Genomic DNA, 13,927 nt, shown 5'->3' on the forward strand with positions numbered 1-13,927 from the left:
AAGGTGTGTTAACGTTTCTATGGTAAATCGTGAAATAGTAATGGATTACATCCTTTCCTGTTTACAGGATTTGGTCGAAAACGGTGTGGAAATTAAGCCCGACAGCGATCTCGTCAACGATCTTGGCCTGGAGTCGATCAAAGTGATGGATCTCTTAATGATGCTGGAAGACAGATTCGATATTTCCATTCCTATTAATATTCTGCTGGATGTCAAAACCCCTGCGCAATTAATGGAAACTCTACTTCCATGGCTGGAGAATAAATAATGGGGCTATACGATAAATATGCGCGCCTTGCTGGCGAGCGACTGCAATTTAGTGACAACGGGTTAACACCGTTTGGCACCTGTATTGATGAAGTGTATTCCGCCACCGAAGGTCGGATCGGCAATAAAAAAGTGATTCTGGCCGGGACCAATAATTATCTCGGTTTAACCTTTAATCATGATGCCATCGCCGAAGGTCAGGCAGCGTTAGCGGCCCAAGGCACCGGCACCACCGGTTCTCGTATGGCAAACGGCAGTTATGCGCCGCACCTGGCGTTAGAGAAAGAGATTGCCGAGTTTTTCAATCGCCCTACCGCTATCGTTTTTTCAACCGGTTATACCGCTAATTTAGGCGTCATCAGCGCACTTGCCGACCATAACGCCGTGGTGTTACTGGATGCCGACAGCCACGCCAGTATTTATGACGCCTGTTCTCTCGGTGGCGCAGAAATTATTCGTTTCCGCCATAACGATGCTAAAGATCTGGAACGGCGCATGGTTCGCCTCGGTGAACGGGCGAAAGAGGCGATTATCATCGTTGAGGGCATCTACAGCATGCTCGGTGACGTTGCGCCGTTAGCGGAAATTGTTGATATCAAACGTCGTCTCGGTGGTTATTTGATTGTCGATGAAGCGCATTCGTTTGGCGTGTTAGGCGCAACGGGGCGCGGACTGGCTGAAGCCGTTGGCGTTGAAGATGATGTGGATATTATCGTTGGTACTTTCAGTAAAAGTCTGGCCTCGATTGGCGGTTTTGCTGTCGGTTCGGAAGCGATGGAAGTGCTGCGCTACGGCAGCCGCCCGTATATTTTTACCGCCTCTCCTTCTCCGTCCTGCATTGCGACCGTGCGCTCGTCGTTAAGAACCATTGCCACACAACCAGAGCTGCGGCAAAAACTGATGGATAACGCCAACCATCTGTATGACGGTCTGCAAAAACTGGGTTATGAGTTAAGTTCACATATTAGCCCGGTAGTGCCAGTAATAATCGGTTCGAAAGAGGAAGGTTTACGCATCTGGCGCGAGCTTATTTCGCTGGGCGTTTATGTGAATCTTATCCTGCCACCTGCCGCGCCTGCAGGCATCACTCTGCTGCGCTGTAGCGTAAACGCTGCCCACAGTCGTGAGCAAATCGATGCCATCATTCAGGCATTTGCTACTCTGAAGCAGTAATGTGAGCCCGCTGTGGTGTTGCGCCACGGCGGGTTTAATGTTGTCTGTCATACCAATACACCAGGCTCAACGCCACCAACACAAACGCTACCGGTAAACCGAGCGCGGTAACAGGTGCGCTCAACGCAAATAACAATCCCAGATTGACCATGATTTGATAGCTGATCCAGGTGAGTAAGCCAACGATGACGCCTACAGCGAGACGGCTACCCATCCCTGGCGAGCGCGGGGCGCTAAAGGTGAACGGCACAGCCAGCAAAATCATCGCCAGGGTCAGGATCGGTTGCCCCAGTTTTTCCCACAGTGCAAGGCGGTATTCGCTGCTGGGTTGTCCGGTTTCCTGCAAATAATGGATGTAATGATTAAGCTGACGGACAGAAAAAGTATTCCCCGGCATCGATAACTCTTCAAGATCCATACTGGTGAAGGCCGATTGCCAGGCAAGATTATCTGATGTTTCCAGCGTTTCTTTGCCATTCAACCATTTTTTATGATTCACACCATGCAGGATCCACGTTTTGTCGTCTTCAATGGAGGCACTGCGTGCAAAAATGTAGGATTCGAGCGAGAGATCGTCGCGATAATGAAATATCTCCACGCCCACAGGCTGGCCCTGCTCGTTCAGCGATTTCACCGTCACAAATTCATTACCGCGCCTGGCCCAAAGCATATTGCCGGTAATGTCATCGTCCTCCCCCAACGCGGTGGCAGTCGATTTGATTTGCAGCGCCTGTTGCTGCAATGGCGACGCCACCCACTCATCTATCGCGCCTAACGAAACAGTCCACAATATCCCGGCAACCAGCGCCACCAGTGCAATACGGAAGATAGAAAACCCAGTGCTGCGAATGGCGGTAAGCTCACTGTTTTTCGATAACTGCCCCAGGCCAACAATCCCTCCCAATAATGCGATAAACGGCGAAAGTTCGACCAGTGTACGCGGTAAGGTCATCAGCACCACCAGCACCGCCTGAGTCCAGCGATAACCGCCCGGGCTGACATCATCCAGTTCGTTAATCAGGTTGAAGGTGGTAAAAAGCGGCAGCAATAGCCCTGCGGCGGCGGCAAAACCGAGAAAGAGATGACGGATTAAATAGCGACTGAAAACATTCATCGGGAAAATTTCTGCAGCAAAGAGAAGTCGCGTGCGACCAGCATCAGCAGGCCCATTAGCATGAGTCCGGGTACTAACCACAAACCAGGAATGAGGGGAATCGCACCGTTAGCCACCAGCGTACGGCAGACGTCGCCGCCATAAAAAATGGCAACAAACAGCAATGTCAGTGGCAATAACGTTGAAAATCGCCCTTGCCGCGGTTTTACCCGACTTAATGAAATGGCCAGCAGCGCCATCAACAATGCTGTCAGGCCACGGCTTTGTCGCCATTGCAGTTCGGCATGATCGGCAGGAAAGGCTGAGCGCGCCAGCTCCGTGACCGATTTTGCTTTGCGTTTGACGTTAGGGCTTTGATCCAGCGGATTCAGATGTAATTGCAGATTACGGTAGATCTGTTCGTTGTCGTCACGCCCCTGATGATCGAGAAGATAGGCGGTCCCGTTATGCAACATAACGGTCGGTTTCTCAGGTGATGGGTCAACCACATCAACCGAACGGGCGCGGAAAATGCGGGTTCGATTGGCAGTAGAAGTATAAATCAGCGCGTCAGTCAGGCGATTATTATCCTGATCAACCGTCTGCGAAAGGATCATTCGTCCGTTATCGTTAGTGTTAAATTTCTTTGCCCGCAACTGGCGAACATCCAGCTCCGACTGCGACTGTTGCTCCAGTTGATAAATCTGCGCATAAGCCCACGGCCGACCATACATCGACAGAAGGGTGACAAAAATACTTAGCGGTATCGCCAGATAAAGAACGGCTTTGTACAAGCGTCCCGGATTGCCCCCCGCCGCAGAGATAGCGGTAATTTCCGAGTCGGTATACATCTGCCCTAGCGTCACGCCAACTGACACATACAGACCAACAGGTAACAACATCTCCAGTGCAATCAGCACTTTGTAGAAAACGATATCCAGCACAACATCAAGAGCTAAGGTCCCATTTGCCGCTTCGGTCAGATAACGCTGTGCGGAGTAGCTGGCGAAAATAAAGATCAGAAAACCGACGATAATCAGCACCAGACGGCGCGTACCACGCATGATGTAGTGTTCAACCAGCTTCATCTCACTAACACCCTCAATCCTTTGAATTTTTTATTCATTGATCAGTTTCTGCGCCAGCGCAATGACATGATCTACCTCTTCCGGCGTCAGGCTGCCGTCCTTTGCCCACTGAATTTGCCCGTCTTTATTCAGCACCAGAATGGTTGAACTCTGCTCCGGCAACCGCCAGGCAACGCGTCCCAGTCCATTGCCGTCAATAACGAATTGCGCCCACGGATAGCGGCGTTTATTTTTTTCGATTTTGCCAACGACAAAATAGCCAGTACCAAAGATGGCATCATCGGTGTTCACAATGGTGGTGGGCTGAAAACGATCCTGCGGAAAGTTTGCCGCTTCAACCGCTTTAATTAACAGTGAGTTCTTTTTCTTCGCCGACTTACGCCCGGCGATATACTGGATAATGCGGACTTTTCCCGCCAGCTGTGTGCTGTTCCACTTTTGGTAGTGAATTTCGTCGTCGCTATTCAGAAGCAGCTCGCCGCCTTCCTGGATATAAACGGGGGTAACCGTTTTGCCAGTGACAAAATTGTGTGCCTGCACACCCTGGGCTAAGAGCATGATAATCAGCGCAATAATCAAACGAGATGACATCATTGCTCCGGTTATAGCGGAAAACGCGAAATCAGCAGCTCTAAGCGCTGGCGAATATCGCTATCCAGCGCCACCGGTGCATCATACGACTGGCGGTTTTCCATATCATCCGCCACCATGTCGTCGTGTTTATCCCCCATCAGGCCATTAATGGCGGCGAGGAAGCGGGAAATCTGTAACGCCTCTTTATTTTCAGGATCAAGCGATCTTAAGGTGTCGTAATAAGAAACCTGCTGGCTGATGATTTTTCGCACATCATGAAATTCCCTGCCGGTGAGTCGCGGTTTGGCAATTATCTCTTTCAGGGTATGCATTTGCTTTTGCCGATAGGCAATAAAACCGCTTACGCTTTCTAACTGGCTATGGCGTAATGAATAGTTCACCAACGACCAGACCGGAGAGCTTAAATAAACCCGTAACAAGTTGCCGTAATACGACACAATATTTTTCTTACCGTTACGAAAACCGTCCTGAAAACGCCCCAAAAAAACGGTCGTTTTGCCGAATAAAAATCCGGCCTGATGCTTCTTTAAATACAGCCGTTGCGCAAAACGCAGGTGCTTGTAGCGCGCTCGCATGTATTTAAATTGTTTGCGCTCATCAGCAGTCAGCTCATCGCCTTTGGCCTGTTTGCATATTAAACGCAGTAACTCCTGGCGATTGACGCCATTGAGCCAGAATTGCAGGCATAACGCGTAATTATCATGGATGATTTCGGTGGTACAACTTAGTGCGATAGTCGGCGGCAAACTGACCTGTGCATCAACGACATCATCTTCTTCAACTGCAACAAATAAACGCTCGCTCGCCTCAAGCGGGAAATATTTTCTCATCATCAGGATTTCTCTCCGGCTGCGTTATAAAGCAAGGAATGGCGCTGAAAAAATGCCTTTAAGGTCGGAATTAACGAGAGCACCACATCCAGACATTGCCCACCGAAATAAGCAAACGCTGCTCCCAGCACGCCAAACAGATGACAGAACATGAACAGCAATACGATGTAGCCGATTGAGGCGATGGTTTGCGCCACGAGAAAAGCGCGCTGTTTTCCCGCCATCAATAGCAATGACTCCTGTGGGAAGCCCAGCATCGAAATCACAATTGCGCCCAGCATCACCTGAATCAGGTCATACGCTTCGAGATACTTAACGCCAAACACCAGCGAAATAAGCGGCTTGCCGACGATCAACACCGCGAGCGCCACCAGAATACCAATTCCGCCCGCCAGTAAACCTGACTTCACGCCTAACAACCACGGTCTGGTGGTGCGCGGATCTAAACGCATCACCTCTGGGTAAAAACTTTTGCCCAGTAAACCCGCTGGCGTTCCGGCGGCGTCGAAGAATGTCATGGCGATTTTAAATAACCCGGCGGCAGCGGGTCCTAACACGATCCCCACCAGCACTGTGCTGCACGAGTTACGCGCCGACCAGATGGAGTGGGCAATGTTGGTTGACCAGACAAAACTCCACGCGCCTTTAATGTGTCGGGCAGACTCAAACAGATTCAATTTGAAGGCGTTATGGATATTTCTGCGGCGTAATTCGCGCGCGGCAAACCACCAGTACATGGTGCCGCCAACCAGATTCGACACGTACCAGGCAATAACAAAACCCGCAAAACCAAAGTCAAAATACCAGGCTACGACGCTCCCCGCTGCGCGCAGAAAAGGTTTCGTCGCTTGCTGTACAGCAATTAGATCGAAGCGATCTACCGCACGCAGAATGCCGGTCGGCGTGGAGGAAGCCATTGAAGGAATGAGCGTGCAATACAGCGCTGCCAGCCAAAAGCTTTGGTCATCCAGACCTAATGAATGGGAAAGAAAAGGGAGTAAGGCAATGCCGCCGACAATCGCCACCGCGCCGCTGACGATATCCAGCGAGAAGGAAAATGAGACGACATTGCGGAATTGCTGCGGATTATTGTTGGTTAATGCTGGTGTTCCGTACTGAACCACCAGCTGCCATATCTGAAACTTAATAAAATCGCTGATCGACTTGGCGTACGATTGTACAATCACCAGTACGCCAAACATGGCGGGCGTCATCCCTTTACCGGCACACGAGAGCGCCAACAGACCCAGTAAAGCGCTCACGACATTACTGGAGCCTAACCAGGCGCTATTGCGAATAATGGTGCGAAACGCGCCATCTGCAAACCAATGTTTGATGTTAAAACCCGCCAATTCAGCCTGACCTTATCGTTGATAGTAAAAAGTATCCCGCCAGCCTTAAGTTAAACTTCGGCGGTCAGAAACGATGGCAACCAGAGAAACCGCCTTCTGTGCCTGTTCCAGCACTTCGCTGTAGGGCGCTCTGGAATCAATCTCAAGAATTTTTGTGCCGTTATAGCCAATCGTCGACATGACGCCGATTTTGTCCTGCAGCTCGGCATAGTCATGGTCAGGCTTGCGGGAGATGGCAGTATCAATATCAATCCCCAAACGAATGATTAATTCAGGACGGTATTGCGCCATTTTTTGGTATAAACGCCGTTCGCGCTGCGCCAGAAACATGCTGATTTTCCCGGTCGCACGTTCGACGCCGATCCCCGGTCCGTCATAATAAAAGCCCGAAATTTCAGCCTGCGGGAAGCGATCGCTGACCACCAGAACGCCACTTTGCGCCAGTCGCTGAACCTTGCGTAGATTCGCCATTCTTCGCAGCGAGAAGCAGTACATAATCACCGCCGCCCATAGCGCTGAAGATTTGGTTTTCATGCTTTGGGTTTTCATGCTTTGGGTTTTCGATGATTTGGCCGCCAGTCGCCTTTCGAGCCAGACGCCAACCAACGGCAATCGTTTGATTTTGTCGCCGTCTTCGCCCGAGAGCAGCCCCAGATAGCGCCGCTCGGTTTGCCAGTGTTGTTGCAGCGATTTCACGAGGTCGGTGGTCAGTGTGGATTTACCGGTGCCATCACACCCGACCACCGCAATCAGCCCCGGAATGTAGTTGGGCTGCGGCGCGGTTGTACTATTAACAGTTTGTGTTTGTAGTGCGTCCATTCGTTAAATCATCCCCTATCCATTTTGGTGATCAGGAAAGCGCAGCTTGAATTGCGCGTAGTGACGCTTGCAGAATTTCATCGGCTGGTTGCCGACCATCCAGTTCAAGGATCCTGGCGCCATTAAATGTCAGTTGCGGCGTAACGGCGATTTTTTCCTGTAACGCCGCCAGTTGGTGGTCAGGTTTACGCGCAAACGCGGTTTGTTCATCAATGCCAAGACGAATCAACAATACGGGCAAATAAGATGCCATCCATTGGTACAGCTTCAGCTCGCGCTGCCTTAACATTTTTATCCAACCGTTACCGCCCGTGGTTTTTGCCAATTGCGGGCCATCAAAGCGAAAACCCGGCACTTCAACCTGCGGGTAGCGGTCGGTGATGAGCAGATAGCCTTGCTGGCTTTTACACAACATTTTGCGAAACTTATACGCCCGCCAGCAGGAAAGCAGATAGATAACCAGCGCAGTCATATTGCCAGGCGGTGTGGAGGGCTTTTCGTGCACATGTGCCGCTTTACTTCGCAGATAACGCCCAAAAGGTGCGCCAATAACAGGGAGCTGTGAAATCCATTCGCCAATTCGCCCGGACGATTGCCCGAGATAAATGTGTTCTGTTGGCATTGTTGCTGCCAGTTCATTTACCAGGCTTGCCGTGAGGGTCGATTTACCTGAACCATCACATCCTACAATGGCAATAACACGCACTGGCGTGGAATTAATTATTGACATATTACGTTGATTCACGAAAAACCCGGCAGCAAATAATGTATTGAATATTACGTGGTCCGTGCTCAGAATATCCGTTCAACCTTATTGTGACAATGGTTAATTGTGACATTGACCTGAATTACGCTTTCATAAAAACATATTAACCAAATAAATATTTTTAATGGATATTTAAATTAAAGGATATATTCATGCAGTCAATAACACCTCCATTAATTGCCGTTATTGGTAGCGATGGTTCAGGCAAGTCAACGGTGTGTGAACATCTCATTACCGTTGTCGAAAAATATGGTGCTGCCGAAAGAGTTCATTTAGGAAAACAGGCCGGAAATGTCGGTCGTTCAGTGACAAAATTACCGTTGATGGGAAAATCCTTACATAAAACAATTGAACGAAATCAGGTGAAAACAGCAAAAAAATTGCCAGGACCAGTTCCGGCGCTGGTAATTACAGCGTTTGTCGCCCGTCGCTTACTGCGCTTTCGTCATATGCTTGCCTGTCGTCGTCGCGGGTTAATTGTTCTAACCGACCGTTATCCTCAGGACCAAATTCCTGGCGCTTACGATGGTACAGTGTTCCCACCTAACATTGAAGGTGGTCGTTTTGTCTCATGGCTGGCAAGCCAGGAACGTAAAGCGTTTCACTGGATGGCGAGCCATAAACCTGATCTGGTCATCAAACTCAATGTTGACCTTGAAGTTGCCTGCGCGCGTAAACCCGACCATAAACGGGAATCGCTGGCGAGGAAGATTGCCATAACGCCACAGTTAACCTTTGGCGGTGCACAACTGGTTGATATCGATGCTAATCAGCCACTGGAAAAGGTGCTGATTGATGCAGAAAAAGCGATTACGGATTTTATGACCGCGCGTGGTTATCACTAGTCAAAAATGGAAATGCCCGATCGCCAGGACCGGGCATTTTCAGGAAGGTTAAATCAACTGCAATGCTATCCAGTACAACCCACCAGAAAGAAAAATCGCCGCCGGTAAAGTAAACACCCACGCCATCAGGATGCTGGTTACCGTTTTACGCTGTAACCCACCGCCGTCCACCACCATCGTTCCTGCTACGGCAGATGAGAGTACGTGTGTTGTGGAGACGGGCATCCCAATATAACTGGCAAGGCCGATAGACACTGCCGCCGTCATTTGTGCCGCCATGCCTTGCGCATACGTCATGCCGCGCTTACCAATCTTCTCACCGATGGTCATCGCTACACGACGCCAGCCAATCATGGTGCCAATGCCGAGCGCCAGTGCTACTGCCATGATGATCCATACCGGTGCGTACTCAATGGTGCTTAACATATCGCTGCGCAGTTTTTTCAGCAGGTTCTGGTCTTCTTTACTGACGCCTGGCAGTTTCGCCAGCTTCGCGGAAGTATCAGAGATGCACAGCATAATGCGGCGCAGCTGGCTGCGCTGACTCACGCTTAACGGCTCGTAGCTTTCCATATTGCCTGGCAGCATCGTTTTAACGCGCGCAATCGCATCAAAGGTATTTGCCGGATGACAGTGAAACTCCGTCACTTGCGCGCCATCAGTCGATGCCGCAGGCAATGGAGGTTCCATCGCAATCAACTTCTGCGGCAGTTCAGGATGCTGTTGCAGGTAGTGTTCGAAGTTGGTGACGGCATCGCGGGTACGGGTAATTTCATAGCCGGACGCGTTCATATTGACGACGAAGCCAGCAGGGGCAATCCCCACCAGTACCAGCATTACCAGGCCGATCCCTTTCTGCCCGTCGTTAGCGCCGTGCGAAAACGCCACGCCCGCAGCGGAAACAATCAGCGCAATACGCGTCCAGAATGGCGGCTTACGTTTGCCTTTTTTCTTTTTGCGATCTTCCGGAATGCGGTGAATACGGTCACGCTTTTTCGTCCCGCTCCAGAAACGGCGCAGCAGGAAAATCAGACCACCCGCAATGACCAGGCCGACGATAGGGGAAACAATCAGCGAGGAGAAAATTTTGGTCACTTCACGCAGGTTTAACGCATCCATCACCGATGAGCCGGTTAACAGCGCGTTGGTTAAACCGATGCCGATAATCGCACCAATCAAGGTGTGCGAACTGGAGGCCGGTAAACCAAAGAACCACGTTCCCAGGTTCCAGATAATCGCCGCCAGCAGCATGGAAAAGACCATCGCCAGGCCGTGAGTTGACCCCATATTCAGCAACAAATCGGTTGGTAACATATGGACAATGGCATAGGCAACGCTAAGTCCGCCCAATAACACGCCAAAAAAATTAAAAAATGCCGCCATCACCACAGCAAGTTGTGGTTGCATGGCACGAGTATAAATAACGGTTGCCACCGCATTCGCCGTGTCATGAAAACCATTGATTGCTTCGTAGAACAACACAAATGCCAGAGCAAGTAATAACAAAAGCCCTGTGTATATATCAAGGCCAACAAATAAATTTAGCATATATTAGATTACGCCATTTTGAATTTACGAACGGACGCATTATCAGTGACTTTAACGGCATGGGCAAAGTGAAATATCATTTTTTAACGATAAAAAGCGTGTTATTTCTTGTGTATCAGACAATAAGCATTCATTCAAAACCTTTAGAAATAATCAAAACACAGGTATTCTGCTGGTTAATATATTCACATATAAAATGAATAAATATTGGAATATATAAATATTGAATGTTTTGATTAATCCCCGTACTGATTATTCTTCATAATCAGTACGGGGTTGCTACAACATGTATTACTTTTTCACCACAATTAACGGTTCAATATCACTCTCTTTTTTGATGACCAGTGATTCATCACCGCGCAAACACGTCCCACCGTAGTTGCCGCCAACGGTGAAGGTACATACCTGAATGTATTTACCGTCCACTTTCGGCAAACACCACAGTTGCTGGTAAATATTTTTCTGTTCGGCAAATTTACCACTGGTCTGATCAAGCACCTCTTCATGATGGCTGACCAGGTCAATGTTGCTACCACAGCGCCCGGCAATCGGTTTAACGGCATAACCGGTTTTCACCAGCTCATCATTCACGGTGAAGTCAGTATCCAACAGATAACGATGGTGCGGGAACAGAGACCAGAGGATCGGCAGAATCGCTTTGTTACCGGGGATCACCGTCCATAGCGGCTCAAAAACCAACACTTCCGGGCGCAGCAATACGTCGATAAGACGCACTTCATTTTGTGGATGCCCGGTACGGATCGGCACTGCGGCAAATTCACGGTCGCTCACTTCGCGGATTTGATCAAATGCCGTTTCCCACGCCCAGGTTTTCCATACGCAGTTAACCAGTCGCCCTTCCCCATCAATCAGTTGCCCGGCAGCATCCCAGCCCAGTTCATCCAACCCACGCAAGATACGCGTTTCAAAGCCCGCCTGGTGCAGCGCCTGCTCCATAAACTGCGCGTGATAGTTTTCCTCGATATCTTTGTCCTGCATGATATGGACAAACGGACGTGCACGACTGTGTTTCCACGCGCCAGCCAGTTCGTTAATCAGTCCTTCCGCAGGATTGAAGCCGTTGCCTTTATAGCCCTGCTCCGCCCAACGTTCGAGGATCAAGCCCGCTTCGGTATGACAGGAGGCAGAATCGGCGTTGTATTCGTAGACTTTCAGGCCACGTTCATCCATGCAGAAATCCATACGACCAGTGATCATATGATGACGGCGACGCTGCCAGGAGAGACGCAAACGTGGCCAGAGGATTTTCGGAATGTCAAACAGCGCCAGCAGGTTGTCATCTTTCAGCACCTTGTCGGTGGCGTGAAGATACATCAGGTGCAGCTCGTTGGTGGCTTTAATCAGCTCCTGCTCGGCACTCTCGGTAATGGTGTAGTAATGATACGGATCCTGATTGATCACCTGGCCGTTGGCCTGTACATAGGCGTTTTGCAGCGGATCTTTTTCATCCAGCCATTTACCGTCAAACTGGCCTTTGTTTTCCAGACGCGCCCCGCTGATTTTCAGCAGTTCGCCTGCAATTTCCGGCTGTGGCAAGCTGTATTCGGTATCTTCCGTCTGGATCATCCAGCCCAGAATAGTGGTGTCATCGAAGGTGTCTTTCAGGGTATAGCCGCCGTTTTCGACCACCATCTCCAGCTCGCGTGTCCACTGTTGCCCTTGCGGCAACGGGGTATGAATCACGTTCTGTTCCGCAATACGGACTTTGTTGCCATGCAATTGGGTAATGATGGCGACATGGCCAGTGTCTTTAAATTCACCGCCTTTATCCCAGATAAGAAGCGCCCCCGCTACCGGTGCACGCGGCGAACCGTTAGGAAATGCCTGCAATGGCAGGATGTTGTCATTGACCACTTCACGCAGGAAGCGCAGTGAGAAAATCTCCCATGCCATACCCACGTCAGTGAAGACTACACCGTAGTTCAGAAAGAGAAAACGGCGAGCAAATTCAACGCATTGCCATTTGTGGCCCATATATTCATCGTCGATATAGCTACGGAATACGGCGTCATCTTCGTATTCCTGCGGATCGAGAGAACTGTAATCTGAAGAGTAGATTGCTACCCCACCTGGGGCGTAGCCCAATAATGTCCCGAACGGGGCATCCTGGCTGGTCGTTCCTTTGCTCATCACTTTACCTTTAACAATACAACCTAAGCAGTTGGCGTAATTGTTGTGCTCTGATTACCTGCTCAGCGACATTAACCGGACAGAGGTCAGACTAATCATACACCTCATCGCAGCGGCTGGCGCAAAGGGTTAAAAAATTCACATTCTGTACAGCAAGTGACCTGCTACACTGCTTCAACACTACCACTCAGAAGGCAACTCACTATGACAGACAATACTTATCAGCCCGCGAAAGTCTGGACGTGGGATAAATCCGCTGGCGGCGCGTTCGCCAGTATCAATCGCCCGGTTTCTGGTCCGACGCATGAAAAAACGCTGCCGGTGGGCAAACATCCATTGCAACTTTATTCGCTGGGAACGCCGAACGGTCAGAAAGTAACGATTATGCTTGAGGAGCTGCTGGCACTGGGCGTTACTGGTGCAGAGTACGACGCCTGGCTGATTCGTATTGGCGATGGCGATCAATTCTCCAGCGGCTTTGTCGAAGTGAACCCAAACTCGAAGATCCCGGCGCTGCGCGACCATACCCATAATCCACCGATCCGCGTGTTTGAGTCTGGATCGATTCTGCTTTATCTGGCGGAGAAATTTGGCTACTTCCTGCCGCAGGATTTGGCAAAGCGTACTGAAACGATGAACTGGCTGTTCTGGTTACAGGGCGCGGCACCGTTCCTCGGCGGTGGTTTTGGTCACTTTTACCATTACGCGCCGGTGAAAATTGAGTACGCCATCAACCGCTTTACCATGGAAGCCAAGCGCCTGCTCGACGTGCTGGATAAGCAACTGGCGCAGCACAAGTTTGTTGCGGGCGATGAGTACACCATTGCGGATATGGCGATCTGGCCGTGGTTTGGCAACGTGGTGTTAGGCGGCGTGTATGATGCCGCAGAGTTTCTGGATGCGGGCAGTTATAAGCACGTGCAACGCTGGGCGAAAGAAGTGGGCGAACGTCCGGCGGTGAAGCGTGGGCGTATTGTTAACCGCACCAACGGGCCGCTGAACGAGCAGTTGCATGAGCGCCATGACGCCAGTGATTTCGAGACGAATACGGAAGATAAGCGTCAGGGGTAAGTCGCAACATTGGCAGGCTTATCGCTATGTAGCCGGATAAAGCATTTACGCCGCATCCGGCTTTAATCATCACGCGCTGGTAATGTCGTAATCCATTTGGCGCAGTGCGTCTAATGTGGCTTTGGCTTCATCTTCGTCGATGATGCTCATGGCAAATCCGACGTGTACCAGCACCCACTGGCCCAGCAGATCGGCAGGGTTACCTTCACAAATCAGGGCGATATTCACGTCGCGCTTGATACCACATACTTCAACCTGCGCAAGCTGGTGAATATCTTCACCGACAGCCAGCACCTGGCCTGGAACGCCAATACACATTGTTAACTCCAG

At 50.3% G+C, this 13,927-nt stretch carries 14 protein-coding genes; 4 read left to right on the top strand and 10 right to left on the bottom strand.

The window, feature by feature from the left end:
• Nucleotides 1-19: 19 nt before the first annotated feature.
• Both C4F37_RS11460 and spt read left to right on the top strand, forming a co-directional pair.
• Nucleotides 20-268 (top strand): acyl carrier protein, encoded by a 249-nt coding sequence (locus C4F37_RS11460; protein ID WP_000248097.1) that lies wholly within the window; start codon nucleotides 20-22, stop codon nucleotides 266-268.
• A complete protein-coding gene (gene spt / locus C4F37_RS11465) occupies nucleotides 268-1,440 on the top strand; it encodes a serine palmitoyltransferase (RefSeq protein ID WP_000524942.1) in 1,173 nt (390 codons plus the stop codon). Before C4F37_RS11460 ends, spt begins: the two co-directional genes overlap by 1 nt.
• A gap of 34 nt (nucleotides 1,441-1,474) precedes the next feature.
• Here the strand turns inward: spt and lptG are convergent, their stop codons facing one another.
• From lptG to C4F37_RS11500, 7 genes are read right to left on the bottom strand one after another with little or no spacing between them, the layout of a single operon-like run.
• Nucleotides 1,475-2,554, bottom strand: a complete 1,080-nt coding sequence (gene lptG / locus C4F37_RS11470) for an LPS export ABC transporter permease LptG (protein ID WP_001296409.1) — start codon at nucleotides 2,552-2,554, stop codon at nucleotides 1,475-1,477.
• Nucleotides 2,551-3,621 (bottom strand): LPS export ABC transporter permease LptF, encoded by a 1,071-nt coding sequence (lptF, locus tag C4F37_RS11475; protein ID WP_000779633.1) that lies wholly within the window; start codon nucleotides 3,619-3,621, stop codon nucleotides 2,551-2,553. Before lptF ends, lptG begins: the two co-directional genes overlap by 4 nt.
• 30 nt (nucleotides 3,622-3,651) lie before the next feature.
• Nucleotides 3,652-4,212: a YtfJ family protein gene (locus C4F37_RS11480; RefSeq protein ID WP_000098713.1), complete on the bottom strand. Its 561-nt coding sequence runs from the start codon at nucleotides 4,210-4,212 to the stop codon at nucleotides 3,652-3,654.
• 11 nt (nucleotides 4,213-4,223) lie between these two features.
• Nucleotides 4,224-5,048 (bottom strand): hypothetical protein, encoded by an 825-nt coding sequence (locus C4F37_RS11485; RefSeq protein ID WP_000985005.1) that lies wholly within the window; start codon nucleotides 5,046-5,048, stop codon nucleotides 4,224-4,226.
• Nucleotides 5,048-6,397: a lipopolysaccharide biosynthesis protein gene (locus C4F37_RS11490; RefSeq protein ID WP_000896850.1), complete on the bottom strand. Its 1,350-nt coding sequence runs from the start codon at nucleotides 6,395-6,397 to the stop codon at nucleotides 5,048-5,050. Before C4F37_RS11490 ends, C4F37_RS11485 begins: the two co-directional genes overlap by 1 nt.
• Before the next feature lie 45 nt (nucleotides 6,398-6,442).
• Complete coding sequence (locus tag C4F37_RS11495; RefSeq protein ID WP_001539707.1) at nucleotides 6,443-7,216, bottom strand: hypothetical protein; 774 nt, start codon at nucleotides 7,214-7,216, stop codon at nucleotides 6,443-6,445.
• A gap of 31 nt (nucleotides 7,217-7,247) precedes the next feature.
• Nucleotides 7,248-7,961: a dTMP kinase gene (locus C4F37_RS11500; RefSeq protein WP_001076273.1), complete on the bottom strand. Its 714-nt coding sequence runs from the start codon at nucleotides 7,959-7,961 to the stop codon at nucleotides 7,248-7,250.
• Between the two features lie 173 nt (nucleotides 7,962-8,134).
• On the opposite strand from C4F37_RS11500, the gene C4F37_RS11505 reads away from it, so the two are divergent.
• The gene (locus tag C4F37_RS11505; RefSeq protein ID WP_001190797.1) at nucleotides 8,135-8,827 is read left to right on the top strand and encodes a dTMP kinase; all 693 of its coding nucleotides are present in this window, start codon (nucleotides 8,135-8,137) and stop codon (nucleotides 8,825-8,827) included.
• A gap of 48 nt (nucleotides 8,828-8,875) precedes the next feature.
• On the opposite strand, the gene pitB is transcribed toward C4F37_RS11505, so the two are convergent.
• A complete protein-coding gene (gene pitB / locus C4F37_RS11510; RefSeq protein ID WP_000933273.1) occupies nucleotides 8,876-10,375 on the bottom strand; it encodes an inorganic phosphate transporter PitB in 1,500 nt (499 codons plus the stop codon).
• Between the two features lie 291 nt (nucleotides 10,376-10,666).
• Nucleotides 10,667-12,526 carry a bifunctional glutathionylspermidine amidase/synthase gene (gss, locus tag C4F37_RS11515; RefSeq protein WP_001296411.1) on the bottom strand — a complete coding sequence of 620 codons (1,860 nt, stop codon included), beginning with the start codon at nucleotides 12,524-12,526 and terminating at the stop codon, nucleotides 10,667-10,669.
• A gap of 204 nt (nucleotides 12,527-12,730) precedes the next feature.
• On the opposite strand from gss, the gene yghU reads away from it, so the two are divergent.
• Nucleotides 12,731-13,597: a glutathione-dependent disulfide-bond oxidoreductase gene (gene yghU / locus C4F37_RS11520; protein ID WP_001296412.1), complete on the top strand. Its 867-nt coding sequence runs from the start codon at nucleotides 12,731-12,733 to the stop codon at nucleotides 13,595-13,597.
• Nucleotides 13,598-13,666: 69 nt separating this feature from the next.
• On the opposite strand, the gene hybG is transcribed toward yghU, so the two are convergent.
• Complete coding sequence (hybG, locus tag C4F37_RS11525; protein ID WP_000334896.1) at nucleotides 13,667-13,915, bottom strand: hydrogenase maturation factor HybG; 249 nt, start codon at nucleotides 13,913-13,915, stop codon at nucleotides 13,667-13,669.
• Nucleotides 13,916-13,927 lie beyond the last annotated feature (12 nt).

Source organism: Escherichia sp. R1 (assembly GCF_003000935.1).
Classification (GTDB): domain Bacteria; phylum Pseudomonadota; class Gammaproteobacteria; order Enterobacterales; family Enterobacteriaceae; genus Escherichia; species Escherichia coli.